We start from the raw sequence: 15005 nt of genomic DNA on the forward strand, positions 1-15005 counted from the left end.
CAATTATATCAAGAATGGTAGAAGCTAATTTTGTGTTACAGCCATAAATATCGCAGGAGCCAGCGCCCAAGATACTCAGGCAATTCCGGCTCCAACTTCCATATCCTCCGAAGAGATAGGCAATAGATTCATTGTATCAGTATGCGACAATATTGTCACATACTTTAGGATCACCCCCGCACATGCGGGAAACTAACCAATCCTTCTGGGTTCGTTTAATTACGAAGTCAATCCTCGCTTACACTGAAAGCACACCGTGCTTTCAACCTGAGCAAGCTCAGCTCTCCAAAATGCTTTCGCACGCTAAATCGCAGCACTCAAGCAGGTTGTCACAACCATGCGTATGCGGAAAACTAAGCAAATCCATTTTACATCAACCCATAATATCAAAGCAACAACCCCAAGTTTAAGGCTGGAAACCCCCAAAAGTTAACAAAAACGCCACACAGCAAATAACTGTGCAGCGTTTCGTTTGTGCCTCCGGTGGGACTCGGACCCACAAGCCCGTAAGGGCGTCAGATTTTAAGTCTGATGCGTATGCCAATTCCGCCACGGAGGCGCAATCAACCATTATGCCATACATCACTGTAAAGAACAAGCTCAGCGTGTGGCGAAATCGCAAACACATATTCTCAGTATCCGTCAGAAACCGCAAACACGCGCACTCATCAACCGTCAGAAACCGCAAACACGCGCACTCATCAACCGTCAGAAACTGCAAACACGCGCACTCATCAACCGTCAGAAACTGCAAACACGCGCACTCAGCGTGCGGCAAGTAACTTTCTTCCTAAATCAAGCGTTATGCCATCAAGCAAACCATGCTCACTAGCTACAAACGTATCGAGAACCCCTCCATGATCCTCGTACGCAGCTTTTGCCAATCTCTCCAACACGCGGCTCCACACCACAGCTCCGCCGCCAACAACATCAACGCGCCCAGGGTGAATCGTCGCATACGTACGTCGAACACTACGAGCCATGCGCAAAAATCGGTTATTAACTGCGTAAGCTTGCTCTAAACCAATTTTTACACCGTCAACAGCCGTATGATCATAATGTTTCAAGCCCATCGTTAACGCTGCCATAGTAGTTACAGTCCCAGAGACACCAATAATGGTACGAACACGCCCTGCAGGAACAACCTTGAAGGCCTCGTCAATATGCTTGTCAACATCCTCAATTGCTGCTTGAATTTCTTCTTCTGTAGGAGGATCCGTATGCAAATGGCGCTCAGTCATGCGCACAGAACCAACATTCATTGAATACGCTGCAGCAACCTTATGGACTGGCAAATCATCTCCGTCACCACCGAGCACAAGCTCAGTAGAGCCACCCCCCAAATCAACTACAAGATACGGCGGCTGCAACCGGTCTCGAGAAACTACACTTGTTGCTCCGAGAAAACTCAGTGCTGCTTCTTCCGTACCACTAATAACTTCCGGTCGGACACCTAGCTCATCAACCATCATCTGCTCAAAAATTTCACGATTTTCAGCATCACGCGTTGCAGAAGTCGCCACAAAACGAATTGCATCAACAGGATGTTCTTTCAATACTTGCGCAAATTCGCGAGCTGCAGCTCGTACACGTTCTAAAGCATCGTCTGCAAAACGGTGTGTTTTGTCAATTCCTTGCCCCAATCGCACTACGCGAAGCATTCGCGGCACAATATCTTTCATTCCATGCTCTGAAACTTGCGCAATTTTTAGACGAATAGAATTTGTACCACAATCAATTGCAGCTACAGTAACAGATTTTTCTGCACAATCTATATTTTTTTCTGCACAATCTATATTTTTCTCTGCACAATCTACACTTTTGCTAGCATTTTTCTCTTCCACAACAACTTCCGTTTCTTCAGCATCTGCATCATCGCTCCACGGTGTAGTGCAACGGCATACATTTGGATCAAACTCATCTTGAATACGATCCAACACCATGTCCCCAATAGGATTCACACCCTTACCCATTACTAGAGTTTGTGCAATTAAAGCATGCAAACACTTCACGCGCACAGGCATACCGCCGGCGCTCATCTCACTAATATGATCTTCACTATCCCCCAGCGCAACAGCCAATGCATGACGAAATGCCAAATAATATTTATGTGCTTGCTCATATTGCCTTTTTACAGCTTCGTTCATCTGCAATAATTCGTTAAATTCTCGCATCAACCCAGCTGCCTCTACATGCGACACTGCTTTTACAGCTTCAGGACTTGTTAAATAGCAGGTAGTTGGGAACGGTGTGCCATCTTCCAAACAAGGTCTAGTAATAACTGCAAGTGGCCTTCCACACACGCAACGAGCTCCGACTGCTACCATTCCCCGTGGATACCTGCCAAGTTGCTTCTCAACAATGGCACGCTCAGCATCACTTGCTGGCATAGTAAGTAAATGTTGTACAGCATCTTCTGGAACATATTGATTATTGTCACTATTTTGCATACCAATTGAACTTTCTTGAATGTTCACCATATGTTGTACTCCTCATGCTGTATTTCTGTTATTGCAATATTACAAATGGCACGTATGTTGAATGTCAGCCTGTTACAGCGTTGGCATATTATCAGGCTTATCCGCTTTATGCAAAGCGTATAGCAGGTCACTATACCACGGTAAAGCTGGTCGATCTTTGATTTCATTATTATCTTGAGCAAACTCATTCGGAACAGTACCCGTTACTGCTTCTGGATGTTCTACCCTAACCGCCTGTTCCCCTGGAAAAATAAAGCCAAGACGGTCACGAGCTTGTGCAGTAACATATGCCTTATCTTTCCAACGGTCAATATTATTATTCAGCGCGCGTTTTTGATCACGCAACGTACTTTCTTCGCGTTGAAGAGCATGAAGTTCAGCTAAACTTATGGCATAGCTACGCACTGTCGAAATACATTCAATCGAACCGACAGTAACTACACAAACCATAAGTATGAACACGAGCGGTCCTGAAAGCAGTCGACGCTGCCGCAATGGTGATCCTGCATCTTCCTCTGCTGCTATTGCACGACGTTTTTTCATAACCATACTCTCTAAATTACTTGATGTATTCGACGTGAAAACATCATGCATTCCGCTAGTATCTTACGCGCTTTTAGATGCAAAATGCTGTTGTGCCACATTTACAGTCACGCTACATTTACAGTAACTCACATTTATTCGTTATTAAAATTAAAAAAACTGACGAACAAAACTGCAAAAAATTATTCAAATTTTTCTACTTAAACCAGTAATTTCTATTAATAACATCAATCATTTCTACTAATTGCTTTGTTTCTGCAATATCATGAGCACGTATTATGCGTCCACCAGCCATAAACATCGCTGTTTCTGCAACTAAAGTAACTGGCAAACGATCTTCTTTATCTAAATTAAAAAGCTTCTTACCAAAGCCTTTTCTAGAAATCGCAACCAATATTGGTCTACCAAAACGATGCAATTGATTAATATTACGCATCATTGCATAATCTTGTTCACCATCAGCAACCTTTGCATAGCCAATTCCTTGATCAAGAATAATCCTATTTAAGTCAACTCCTCCATCAACAAGCATTTTTAAATTATCACTAAAGAATTGACACATAACCTTTGTTAAATTGTCATATTCTGTATCTCTATTGCTATGCATTGTTACTAATCCAACGTTAGAATCTGCCATAAGCTTTACTTTTTCTGGAGAATCAAACGCACGAACATCATTTATAATATCTACGCCAGCTTCAATTGCAGCTTCCATTACAGGTAACTTGTAAGTATCTACTGCTACAGCAATTTGAGGATAATTTTTGTGAATATACTTAATAGCAGGTATAACGCGACTTATTTCCTCTTCTGGAGTAATTTCTAAATAACCGCCAGGTTTTGTAGTTTGACCGCCTACTTCTATAACATCAGCACCAGCTTCAACTATTTCTTTAATATGGCTATTTACTTCGTCCTCACTTTGGTACTTGCCACCATCATAGAATGAGTCAGGAGTAATATTCAGAATCGCGTAAACTATAGGCTTGTCAAGTGTATCAAAGCAGAATCGCCCTGCATTCCACACAATTGCTTTTTGCTTTAATAGCGAGCGCAAACTTGCAAGTAATTCTTGATCTTCGTACCATGCTTTTTCGCACTCTTGCATAAAAGGTTTAAGAGCAATAAGCGGCAAAATGAAGTCAATAGAAGACTTGGAAACTTTGATAGCTGTATCAAAATGATCGAGAAAATCAGCTACTTTGCTTAAATCGTTTTCGCTAATATTTTCCCACGTGCATAAAATTTTTTGATTTACACAAAGATCCTGCAGTAACGCTATATCTGCAATACTTTTAGAAGACGCATTCTCCAAATTGCTTTCAATAATTCGCATTTGTATTCTTTCTTTCTAAAACCTCATATTTAAAAAAACTAAATTTATATTCCAAACTAATTAAAAACTTCGCTACTTTCAATAATATTAATCCAATTAGTGTCGCTAGTTTTATTAAGCTTATCTTGTATAAGTTCATGATAATTTGCATCGTCTGCGCTTATTTCAAGCAAAGGAACCAATACAAATCTGCGATTATCTCTTTCTTTGTGCGGAATTGTAAGATTTTCACTTTTTATAGTTTGACCACCAAAATCAATAATATCTAAATCGATTGTTCGAGGACCCCAACGAACTATGCGCTTTCTGTGAAGACGCTGTTCAATATCATGAATAAAATCAAGCAATTCAAAAGCTGTTAAATCAGTGTCTAAGCGTAAAGCAATGTTATAAAAACTGTCTTGCACTACATCACCAACTGGTTCAGTTTCATACACTGAAGAAACGATAATATTGCTTATATGCGAATTTTGTTTCAATAGCGAAACAGCTTGGCGCAAATTAAGTAATCTATCACCTATATTGCTTCCAACACTTATGTATGCACTAGAAATCATATTTCCCCCAAAAAATAATGCCATTTATAGTTAAAAGTATATATCCTAAACAATTATGACTAGCCAACTTTATAAATTCAAATAATAAATAAGCTAATATCAAAAATTTTTATAACAAAAATGTCGCTGTAAATTCAACACTCTTGAGGAGCAATTAAACCTACAACGACATTTTTCAATACGCTTTTGTCTAAAATCTGTAAAAATATTTTAGATTCAAAAGTACTATTTTTAGTTATTTTATTTTTTGATTTATCTATTTTGCTTGAGCTTTACTTAAAATAGTATCTGCAGAGTGCTGTAGCTTTTGTAACTCTTCCTCAGTTAAATCAAGTTGGCACTGCTTTACAATACCTTCACGACCAACAATTGCTGGGTACGAAAGATAAGAATGATATTCTTCACGATAGTTAGAAACAGGCATCTGCTCCTTTGAATCAGAAAGAACAGCATGAACTAGACGAACTGCAGCAGCAGCAATACCGTAGTTGGTGTACTTCTTTCCATAGAATACAGTAAAGCCACCTTGACGAGTTTCTTCATCAACAGCATCCAAATCAATATTTTTTTCTTTTGCAAGCTCAATAATCGGTTGTTCAAGAACCTTAACCGTGGACCATGCCACAAACTGTGAATCACCATGTTCACCCAAGCTGTAACCCTTAACTGCCTTTGGATGCACACCAAAGAACTTTCCAACAGCGCGATGCAAACGGGCCGAATCAAGTAAAGTACCAGTGCCAATAATTTTTTCGTAAGGAAGTCCAGTAGCTTCCTTGTAAAGCTGGCAAATAGCATCACAAGGGTTTGTAATATCAATCAGCACACCGTGAAAACCTGAAGCCTTAATTTTTGCACCAACTTCTGCAACTTGAACACGATTGTGATTGAGCTCTGCGAAACGATCAGGATTTGGAACGTCTAAAAGCTTAATATTACCCAAAGCGCTTACGATTACTTCAACATCTTTTAAAGCGTCGTAATCATTAACTGTGATATTTACATTAAAAGGCACATTATCCATTGAATCTTCAAAATCCAATGCATCAGCCTTAACCTTGGCTTCATTTTTGTCATACAGGTATAACTCGTCGGCGTAACCACCAACAACAAGCTGGTGAGCAACAGCTGCACCAACATTACCCATACCGATAACTGCTACTTTTCTCATAATGAAATATCTCCTTCTTTTTTTGAGTTTTTCATAAAATTAGCACTATTGGGATAAGAATAAAAGTCAAATCAAAAAAATTTTTCATTTTTTGAATTTTTCATCATTTATTAATAGAAAACGGCCAGCCGTAAACACGACTGACCGTTAAAACTCAAAGACTTAAGAAGTCACTAAGTTACTTAAAACTAAAAAGTTACTTCATGTACTTCTTGCAAGCCTTGAATGCGCTGTAACCAGCATACTGAGCGGTAGAACCAAGCTCTTCCTCAATCTCAAGCAAGCGGTTGTACTTAGCAATACGCTCACCACGAGCAGGAGCACCAGTCTTAATCTGGCCGGTGTTCTTAGCAACAGCAAGATCAGAAATGGTGGTATCTGGGGTTTCGCCAGAACGGTGAGAAACCATAGAGGTGAAGCCATTCTTGGTTGCAAGTTCAATAGCGTCGAGGGTTTCAGTGACGGAACCGATCTGGTTCAACTTCACGAGCAAGGAGTTAGCTGCGCCAAGCTCAATGCCCTTAGCCAAACGCTTTGGATTGGTGACGAGCAAATCATCGCCAACAAACTGCAAACGATCACCGAGACGCTTGGTGATTTCTGCCCAATCATCCCAGCCTTCTTCCTGGAATGGATCTTCAATGGAAACGATTGGATACTCGTTGATGAGCTTCTCGTAGTAATCGAGCATGTAAGCAGATTCGCGCTCTTCACCATCGAAACGATACTTGCCGGTTTCCTTGTTGTAGAACTCGGAAGAAGCAACGTCAAGAGAAATACCAATTTGCTTGCCTGGCTCGTAACCTGCGGCTGCGATTGCATCCATGATGTACTTCAAAGAATCCTCGTTAGACTTCATCTTTGGAGCGAAGCCACCTTCGTCACCAAGACCAGTAGCCAAGCCTTCCTTCTTCAAAACATTCTTCAAAGTGTGGTAAACCTCAACGCCAGCGCGCAAAGCATCGCTGTAAGTTGCAAAACCGTAAGGAGAAATCATGTACTCCTGAATATCGGTTGCAAAGTCAGCGTGAGCACCACCATTCATGATGTTCATGTTTGGAACTGGAAGAATGTGACCATTAGTACCGCCAATGTAGCGATACAAAGGAAGCTGAGCAGACTCAGCAGCAGCGTAGAGAGCAGCGAGGGAAACGCCAAGAATTGCGTTAGCACCAAGCTTGCCCTTGTTTGGTGTGCCATCAAGCTCAATCATTGTTTCGTCAAGAGCGCGCTGATCAGTGGCATCCATGCCGATGACCTTAGGTGCGATTACCTCGTTGACAGCCTTAACAGCTTCCAACGTGCCCTTGCCCTGATAACGGGACTTGTCGCCATCGCGACGCTCCCAAGCTTCAGCTTCACCAGTTGAAGCACCAGAAGGTACTAAACCAATGCCCTGAGCGCCATCTTCGGTCTCCAAATAAACCTGAACAGTAGGATTTCCACGAGAATCCAAAATTTCGCGTGCGTATACGCTTTCAATAGCTGCCACAACTACTCCTTTATACCTATGGGTTGTGATGACTCTTCCAAGATTAGTGCGTTTTATGGACGTTACATTATATTAACTATCAATTATGCCGTGAACGTTCACAGTGTCGCGAGTTTGCATGTTTGTCCATGCCTATAAGACATAATAACAAACTGACACGGGGTGCACTGCTCGTTCATATAAATTAGCGAATATTGCTGAGAACATACCCGTCGAACCTGATATAGCTAGTACTATCGAAGGGAATGTCGAATGAATATTCGTTTTCATAAGCACAAAACTGCATGCAGTGCAAACAGTAAAGTCATGCAGAAAAAAGCCTCCCAATTATCTAAATCTTTTAACGCTTGGCTTTCTACAATAGTTATAGTTTTTTGCTGGTTTATTATTACACTCGGCCCTGTAGAAAACCGCGCTTTGCCTTCCCCATTCGAAGTTATAAAAGCTTTCGTAGATTTACACAATGAGGGAATACTGTGGCCGTCTCTTGCAATAAGCATTTTTAGGGTCGTTGCAGGTCTTCTTTTGGGTATTGCGTTTGCACTTCCTGCCGGAATTCTTTCTGGAGGAAGCGCAATAGGTGAAACAATCATCAACAAACCTAGCCACATGATACGTTCAATACCATTCCCTGCCCTAGCTCCTCTTCTCATTATTTTTCTTGGTGTTGATGAGCTTATGAAAATTATGCTTATTGCAATAGGCGTTTTTGGCCCTATGTATGTCAATATTCGCGATGGCGTTCGCAATATCGATCCGCGTCTTATTGAACTAGCTAAGGCCTATCACATTAAAAAATCGACTGTTTTTACCACTATTTTTATGCGCGGTACGCTTGCTAATTTTATGACTGGCTTACGTTTTTCTATTTCCGTAGCATGGGTCGCTTTAGTAACTTGCGAAACAGTTAATTCTTCTATTGGAATCGGCTATATTCTTTCAAGAGCGCAACAATTCTTTAGGCCAGACCAGATGATGGCTTGCATAATCATGTACGCAATTGCTGGTCTTGGTTCTGAGATTACGGCAAATATATTTGAATACTTGCTTATGCCGGAACGCAGAAAAGCCTAAATATACGCAATATAAGCCTTCTACTAAATGAATTTTGTGTAAGACATACAAAATTCCCCTAATACTTCACTAATTTTATAAATAAAGATTTGATCAATTACCAAATAACAAAAAAATAAATAATAAAAACACAAAAAACAAAGGAGCCAGTTATGGTTAATTTCAAAATGAATAGTATAAGCAAACGCACTATTGCTGCATTATGTGCTCTTTGCGCAACAGTTGCGCTTGCATCCTGCGGTAGTGCCCAAAAATCCGCAAGTAGCGCTTCTTCTGCTAAGGAAGATACTGGTACTATGCGTGTTGCTTATCTTTCTACAGCAAACTATTTAACGACATTGAAGAACGAAAAGTTCTTGCAGGAAGAGTTTGGAAAGTCTAAAGTTACTTACACTGGTCCTTACACTCCTGTTGATGGTCTTACTGCAGTAATGAGCGGTAGCGCAGATGCAACAACTACAGGAACCGGTCGTTTTATTGATCTTATTGCCGAAGGACAGCCTTGGGTTGCCTTTGCTCTCGAATACTATAATGGTGATTCTCAAGGAATTGTAGCCTCTGCAAAAAGTGGCGTAAAAACCTTAAAAGACTTGTATGGAAAGAAAGTTGCTATTATTCACAATGGTGACACTGGTGACTACATGCTTCATCGTGCTTTTGATAAGAGCGGTTTAGATGTTTCTAAAGTTCAAAAAGTTGAGATGAATCCTCGCAACTTCCAGGCTGCTTTCTCTTCTGGTCAGATTGACGCAATTTCTTCGTTCGATCAGAATCTTGCAGCAGCTATGACTACTCCTGGATCTAAGTTGCTGGTAAACGCTAAGAAATATGGCAATATGAACGTTACTATTCACATCGTTTCCAAGAGCTTCGCTAAGAAGCATCCTGAGCTTGTGAAGAAAATGTATAAGGCTCTTGTACGCGAAGCAAAGAAGTCTCACAAGGAAAAGAATGTTATTGGCAACGCTTATAAGCAGCTTGGCGCGTCTGACACGATTATTAAGCAGATTGAAAAGTTTGACAATCCAACGATTCGCCCAATCGACGCTAAAGGCTTGGAAATGATGAAAGTTCAAGCTAAAGAATACGTTAAGTACGGTTTAATTAAGCAGGCTCCAAAGAATTTGGATGATTCTGTAATGGATTGCAGCAAATAAGCATCAATTATCTACAAGAATATGACTGGTTTCAAGAACATGTTTCAAAAGCACACTACGGAAAACGATACTGCGAAAGTTTCTAAAGAGCTTTCCGCAGGTTCTCAAGAATCTTCTAGAGAATCGGATACTTCTAGTGCGAAAAATGACGCTTATTGCGTTAACATAGAGCATCTTGGCATCTCTTTTCGTAACACTAAAAATAGCACTGTAAGTAACGATGCAGGAAACAATGCTGCAGATAATTCTACTTTTGTGTTAAAAAACGTTACGATGAGTATCAAGCAAGGTGAGTTTGTTTCGCTTATTGGTAGATCTGGCTGTGGAAAAACAACGCTTTTGAAAATAATTTCGGGATTGCTTACTCCTAGCGAAGGTAGCGTTCATGCCACCAGTCGTCAGGCTATTGGTTTCCAGGACGCTAGATTAATACCTTGGCTTTCCGTAAGCCAAAACGTTGTTTTTGGCATGGAAGGAAGTAAACAAGAGCTTGAGGATATTGCTCATCGAGCGCTTTGCCAAATACAGCTTGAAGGTTTTGATAACAAGTGGCCATATCAACTTTCAGGCGGTCAGCAGCAAAGAGTCTCTTTAGCTAGAGCATTAGTGAGGAATCCTGAATTATTGTTACTGGACGAACCTTTCGGAGCTTTGGATGCTCTTACGCGTTTTGATATGCAAGATCTGCTGAACAAACTTCAAGCTCAATATGGTTGGAGTACTCTTATGGTTACGCATGATATTGCGGAAGCTGTACGACTTTCTAATCGCATTCTTATGATAAAAAATGGAGAAATTCATAAAGAATGGCATATTAATCGCGAACATCTTGACGCTCAAAATCGTCCAGTAAATCATAGTGAGATAGAAGATGAACTTAGAGCTGCATTGCAATAAGTAATTACGAAACCATGTTTATAAAGGCGACTGCAAGATAGCGGTCGCCTTTATTTAAATATGAATATAAGCAAATTTACCAAGCGATATCATCGAGAAGTTGACGCACCCAGGAAAGTATTTCATGCTCGCTCATTGCGCTAGACCCAAGAGAAGATTCAAAAGGAGCGGGAATAATAAGCATATGCGTCAGCGGGCGATATTGCATTCCACGATAAATACGATTTAAACGCATTAACACGGATTCCTTTGGATTAACGCCAATCACTCGAACAGTCTTTCCTTGAGAGCTGATTTGCGTAATACCAAGCTCTCGAGCCTTAAAACGCAAGCGAGCAACATCACACAGCGCGCCAAACGCTTCAGGCGGCTCACCAAAACGATCCAACAACTCGTCGTGAAGTTCCTTCAAATCATTATCATTACTCGCCGAAGCAAGCTTGCGGTACGCTTCCAAACGAAGCTTGTCCGAAGCAATATAATCAACTGGAAGCGAAGCTTCAATAGGTAAATCAATAGTTACTGCTACAGCCTCCACGCGCTCCGGCTCTTTATACTGCTCAACGGCTTCTGAAACCATTCGCACGTAAAGATCGAAACCGACGCCTTCAATATGTCCACTTTGCTCATCGCCAAGAAGATTTCCAGTTCCTCGCAGTTCCAAATCTTTCATAGCAACATCAAAACCTGAACCTAAAGCCGTATGTTGAGCAATAGTTGCAAGCCTGTCGTGAGACTGCTGAGTCATTGGTTTAGTCGGATCATACAAGAAATAAGCGTAAGCACGCTCTCGACCGCGCCCAACTCTACCGCGAAGCTGATGCAACTGGCTTAAACCAAATCGATCAGCATGATCAACAATAAGTGTATTCGCGTTAGAAATATCAAGACCAGTTTCAATAATTGTGGTACACACAAGAACGTCGATATCTCGATGCCAAAAATCGCGAATGACAGCGTCAAGCTGCTTTTCGCCCATTTTTCCATGCGCAATAGCAACGCGCGCATCCGGCACAAGCTCATGAATCTTGCTGGCAACAGAACTAATATCTTCTACTCGATTATGAACATAAAATACCTGTCCACCGCGAAGAAGCTCACGCTTTATACAAGCAGCAACTTGTGTATCTTCATAAGCTCCAACATAAGTCAACACAGGGAGACGATCCTCTGGAGGTGTTGCCAAAGTAGACATTTCACGAATACCAGTTACAGCCATTTCAAGCGTTCTTGGAATTGGCGTTGCCGAAAGACTTAACACGTCGACGTTTGTGCGCAAAGCTTTGAGCGTTTCCTTATGCTCAACTCCAAAACGCTGCTCTTCGTCAATAATAACTAATCCCAAATCTTTAAATTTAATATTCGGGTTCAAAAGCTTATGGGTTCCAATAACAACATCCACACTTCCGTCTTGTAATCCAGCTAGAGTATCTTCAATTTCTTTCGCTGTTTGGAATCTACTCATTGCCGCAACTTTTACCGGAAAGCCTTCAAAACGGTTGGTAAAAGTCTCATAATGTTGTTGAACAAGCAAGGTTGTTGGAACTAAAACAACAACCTGCTTAGAATCCTGCACAGCTTTAAAAGCTGCACGCAGCGCAATCTCTGTTTTACCAAAACCAACGTCACCACAAATGAGACGATCCATTGGGATTGGCTTTTCCATGTCTGCTTTTACTTCGTCAATAGTTGTAAGCTGATCAGCAGTTTCTTGATAAGGAAATGCATCCTCCAACTCTTGTTGCCAAGGAGTATCTTTACTAAACGCAAAACCGCGAGACTGCTGGCGTGCAGAGTAAAGTTTAATAAGATTTTCTGCAATTTCGTGAACATGTTTCTTAGCTTTCGCTTTAGTTTGAGCCCAATCTGAGCCGCCAAGCTTATTAAGCTTTGGTATTTCAGCACCAATATATTTGCTAACTAAATCAAGTTGATCTGTTGGAATAAATAATTTATCTGCTGGAGCATTACGTTTACTAGGAGCATATTCGATTACTAAATATTCACGAGTTGCAGTTCCACCTGTTACCGCAATATTACGCTGCTTCATACCAATAAAACGACCAATGCCATGCTGCTCATGTACTACAAAATCGCCAGGCTTTAATTCGATTAAATCGATTGCTTTACGTCTACGTTTTGGCGTTTTTAGCTGCGCTGCAGCAGAAGATTTGCCAGTTAAATCACGCTCAGTGAGTATAGCAATCTTAGCGTCGTTATCAATAAAACCATCAGAAATACTTGATTGCAATGTAGTAAATTCATGCACACCCGTCGCATATATAGCTCGTCTTAACCGAGCAAGTGTACCGGATGCTGCAGCAGTAATAGTTACTGCAAAACCACTATCAACAAGTGAAGCAATGCCACCAGAAACTTTTGATTCATCGCCACGAAACTCTTGAGGCTCACAAACTGGCAAAGCAATATTTCCAGCGAGCTGCTCATCTACACCAAATGACGTTAATTTCCATACATCATGATCAGAAAATTCGAGTGAAGAGATAATTTCATCGAAATCTAAAAAATTTGCTTGATCGAAAGTAATGGGAGCTCCAGCACCATGACCAGAAGCCGCCACATGCCAGCTGGCTGCCAAAAATTCGTTAGCGGTAGCAGTTACATCTTCTGCAGCTCTGCGACATTTTTCAGGGTCGGACAGCATAATAACAGCATGCTGAGGAAGCATACTTTGCACTGACTCCATATGATCCACTAAAGCAGGCAACAACGATTCCATACCCTCTACTGGTATAGAGTTAGCAATTGATTCCAGCATATCGTCGGCATTAGGAATAGTGCCAACAAGCGAACGCGCTCGCTCACAAATTTGCGCTGTGAGCTGAAGTTCTCTACAAGGAGTTGCCCACATGCTTTCGATATTATTCCCATAAGTACGCTGATCTGAAGCATGAAACTGTTTCATACTGTCAATTTCATCGCCAAAAAATTCAATACGCACAGGATGTGTCATCGTCGGTGAAAAAACGTCAATAATGCCGCCGCGAACCGCAAACTCACCACGTTCCATTACCAAATCAACACGCGTATAAGCATTTTCAACTAAACGCTTCACAGCATCTTCAAGCGGCAACTCTTTACCACACTCAAATACCAATGGCTCAACATCACCAAGACCAGCAACCACAGGCTGAATAAGAGAACGAACCGGAAGCACTAGCACGCGAATTGGACCAAACATTGCGCTGCCAACTTCAGGATGGCAAAGCCTACGAAATACAGCGATTCTACTTGCAACCGTATCCGCGCGCGGTGAAAGTCGCTCATGAGGTAATGTTTCCCATGCTTCTAATTGCGCAACATCTTGTGGATTCCCCTTATACCAGTCACGAAGCGATTCAGTAAAATCCTCAGCATCTCTGCTCGAAGGAACAATAACAACCACAGGCATATTTTCAGCAAGCGAAGCAGCAAGAGCCGACCGTATGCCAAGAGGTGCAGCAATAGTAAACTCACCTCTTTCTATGGATTCTTGTGAGTTATTTATTGCAGCAATATTATTTTTTGATAATGCACTAAATGTTGTATCTTCATTACACAAATCTAGTAAAATATCTTGCAAACTTATTACCGATATTTCACCACTTTCTGCATGTTGTTGAGACAATTGTTTTGCTTTATTATTAGCGACCATTAAAATGCTCCTGCGTTGCTGCTAGTCCGCGGAAAATCACACTTTCTGCAGCATCAGCACCGTCAGCTAAAAAGTTAGGAAGTTCCGATTTTTGTGATCCAGCAAAACCACCAAGCACCCAATTTACTGTATTATCATGCGCATGAGCACCACGCTGAGCATGACCCACACCCATACGAACACGAGCATATTGCGGCGTTCCAAGCGAACGGTCAATAGATTTAATACCATTATGACCGCCTGCAGAACCACCAGCTTTTACCTTAATGCGGCCAAAATCTAAATCCATATCGTCATGAATAATCACAATATGCTCCGGCTCAATTTGATAATAAGAGCTTATTGAAGCAACAGCAGCACCAGAATCATTCATAAAAGTTAGCGGCTTCGCAAGGAAAAACTTAGCTATGCGACCATCAAGATTCATCATACCTTTGCCAAGTTTTGCTAAGCCCTTGTGATCTGAAAAAGATACTGACCAACGTTCCGCCAAAACGTCCGCAACCATAAAACCCATGTTATGGCGAGTACCCTCATATTTCGTACCGGGATTCCCCAAACCAGCAATAAGCCAAAAATCCGATGCCATGGCACACCACTCCCCATTCAAATATGTAACAAACAGCAAAATGGGCGCATCGAT

General features: G+C 41.4%; 11 protein-coding genes, 1 tRNA gene and 1 riboswitch. Of the genes, 3 read left to right on the plus strand and 9 right to left on the minus strand.

The features are described from left to right. Window positions 1-475 precede the first annotated feature (475 nt). The 7 genes from HMPREF3208_RS05325 to eno form a co-directional block, all read right to left on the minus strand. Window positions 476-559: transfer RNA gene (locus tag HMPREF3208_RS05325), tRNA-Leu, on the minus strand. A gap of 205 nt (window positions 560-764) precedes the next feature. Beyond that, window positions 765-2450 (minus strand): DUF501 domain-containing protein, encoded by a 1686-nt coding sequence (locus HMPREF3208_RS05330; RefSeq protein ID WP_064347599.1) that lies wholly within the window; start codon window positions 2448-2450, stop codon window positions 765-767. A 102-nt stretch (window positions 2451-2552) separates the two neighbouring features. Continuing rightward, on the minus strand, window positions 2553-3029 hold the full coding sequence (locus HMPREF3208_RS05335; RefSeq protein ID WP_016637235.1) for an FtsB family cell division protein: 477 nt from the start codon (window positions 3027-3029) through the stop codon (window positions 2553-2555). A 190-nt stretch (window positions 3030-3219) separates the two neighbouring features. Further along, window positions 3220-4359: a dihydropteroate synthase gene (gene folP / locus HMPREF3208_RS05340; RefSeq protein ID WP_064347567.1), complete on the minus strand. Its 1140-nt coding sequence runs from the start codon at window positions 4357-4359 to the stop codon at window positions 3220-3222. Between the two features lie 56 nt (window positions 4360-4415). Next, window positions 4416-4916: a 2-amino-4-hydroxy-6-hydroxymethyldihydropteridine diphosphokinase gene (gene folK / locus HMPREF3208_RS05345; RefSeq protein WP_004119382.1), complete on the minus strand. Its 501-nt coding sequence runs from the start codon at window positions 4914-4916 to the stop codon at window positions 4416-4418. A 256-nt stretch (window positions 4917-5172) separates the two neighbouring features. Then, on the minus strand, window positions 5173-6087 hold the full coding sequence (locus HMPREF3208_RS05350; RefSeq protein WP_016637231.1) for an L-lactate dehydrogenase: 915 nt from the start codon (window positions 6085-6087) through the stop codon (window positions 5173-5175). A gap of 196 nt (window positions 6088-6283) precedes the next feature. After that, window positions 6284-7579, minus strand: coding sequence for a phosphopyruvate hydratase (gene eno / locus HMPREF3208_RS05355; RefSeq protein WP_004111411.1), 1296 nt, complete (start codon window positions 7577-7579; stop codon window positions 6284-6286). Between the two features lie 148 nt (window positions 7580-7727). After that, window positions 7728-7842, plus strand: a riboswitch (TPP riboswitch). A 43-nt stretch (window positions 7843-7885) separates the two neighbouring features. Between eno and HMPREF3208_RS05360 the strand changes: the two genes are divergently transcribed. The 3 genes from HMPREF3208_RS05360 (at window position 7886) to HMPREF3208_RS05370 (ending at window position 10707) form a co-directional block, all read left to right on the plus strand. Further along, complete coding sequence (locus HMPREF3208_RS05360; protein WP_064347600.1) at window positions 7886-8653, plus strand: ABC transporter permease; 768 nt, start codon at window positions 7886-7888, stop codon at window positions 8651-8653. A 152-nt stretch (window positions 8654-8805) separates the two neighbouring features. Further along, the gene (locus tag HMPREF3208_RS05365) at window positions 8806-9810 is read left to right on the plus strand and encodes an ABC transporter substrate-binding protein (RefSeq protein WP_016637229.1); all 1005 of its coding nucleotides are present in this window, start codon (window positions 8806-8808) and stop codon (window positions 9808-9810) included. Between the two features lie 21 nt (window positions 9811-9831). Further along, window positions 9832-10707, plus strand: a complete 876-nt coding sequence (locus HMPREF3208_RS05370; protein ID WP_064347568.1) for an ABC transporter ATP-binding protein — start codon at window positions 9832-9834, stop codon at window positions 10705-10707. A 76-nt stretch (window positions 10708-10783) separates the two neighbouring features. Here the strand turns inward: HMPREF3208_RS05370 and mfd are convergent, their stop codons facing one another. After that, window positions 10784-14362, minus strand: coding sequence for a transcription-repair coupling factor (gene mfd, locus HMPREF3208_RS05375; RefSeq protein WP_064347570.1), 3579 nt, complete (start codon window positions 14360-14362; stop codon window positions 10784-10786). Beyond that, window positions 14352-14951, minus strand: a complete 600-nt coding sequence (gene pth, locus HMPREF3208_RS05380; protein WP_016637226.1) for an aminoacyl-tRNA hydrolase — start codon at window positions 14949-14951, stop codon at window positions 14352-14354. Before pth ends, mfd begins: the two co-directional genes overlap by 11 nt. Window positions 14952-15005 lie beyond the last annotated feature (54 nt).

The sequence above is a fragment of the Gardnerella vaginalis genome (assembly GCF_001546485.1).
Lineage (GTDB): Bacteria > Actinomycetota > Actinomycetes > Actinomycetales > Bifidobacteriaceae > Bifidobacterium > Bifidobacterium vaginale_D.

Bases quoted from the DNA above. Each gene is read 5' to 3' on its own strand.
- HMPREF3208_RS05330 (WP_064347599.1), bottom strand. From the start codon at position 2,450: ATGCAAAATAGTGACAATAATCAATATGTTCCAGAAGATGCTGTACAA.
- HMPREF3208_RS05335 (WP_016637235.1), bottom strand. From the start codon at position 3,029: ATGGTTATGAAAAAACGTCGTGCAATAGCAGCAGAGGAAGATGCAGGA.
- folP (WP_064347567.1), bottom strand. From the start codon at position 4,359: ATGCGAATTATTGAAAGCAATTTGGAGAATGCGTCTTCTAAAAGTATT.
- folK (WP_004119382.1), bottom strand. From the start codon at position 4,916: ATGATTTCTAGTGCATACATAAGTGTTGGAAGCAATATAGGTGATAGA.
- HMPREF3208_RS05350 (WP_016637231.1), bottom strand. From the start codon at position 6,087: ATGAGAAAAGTAGCAGTTATCGGTATGGGTAATGTTGGTGCAGCTGTT.
- HMPREF3208_RS05360 (WP_064347600.1), top strand. From the start codon at position 7,886: ATGCAGAAAAAAGCCTCCCAATTATCTAAATCTTTTAACGCTTGGCTT.
- HMPREF3208_RS05365 (WP_016637229.1), top strand. From the start codon at position 8,806: ATGGTTAATTTCAAAATGAATAGTATAAGCAAACGCACTATTGCTGCA.
- HMPREF3208_RS05370 (WP_064347568.1), top strand. From the start codon at position 9,832: ATGACTGGTTTCAAGAACATGTTTCAAAAGCACACTACGGAAAACGAT.
- mfd (WP_064347570.1), bottom strand. From the start codon at position 14,362: ATGGTCGCTAATAATAAAGCAAAACAATTGTCTCAACAACATGCAGAA.
- pth (WP_016637226.1), bottom strand. From the start codon at position 14,951: ATGGCATCGGATTTTTGGCTTATTGCTGGTTTGGGGAATCCCGGTACG.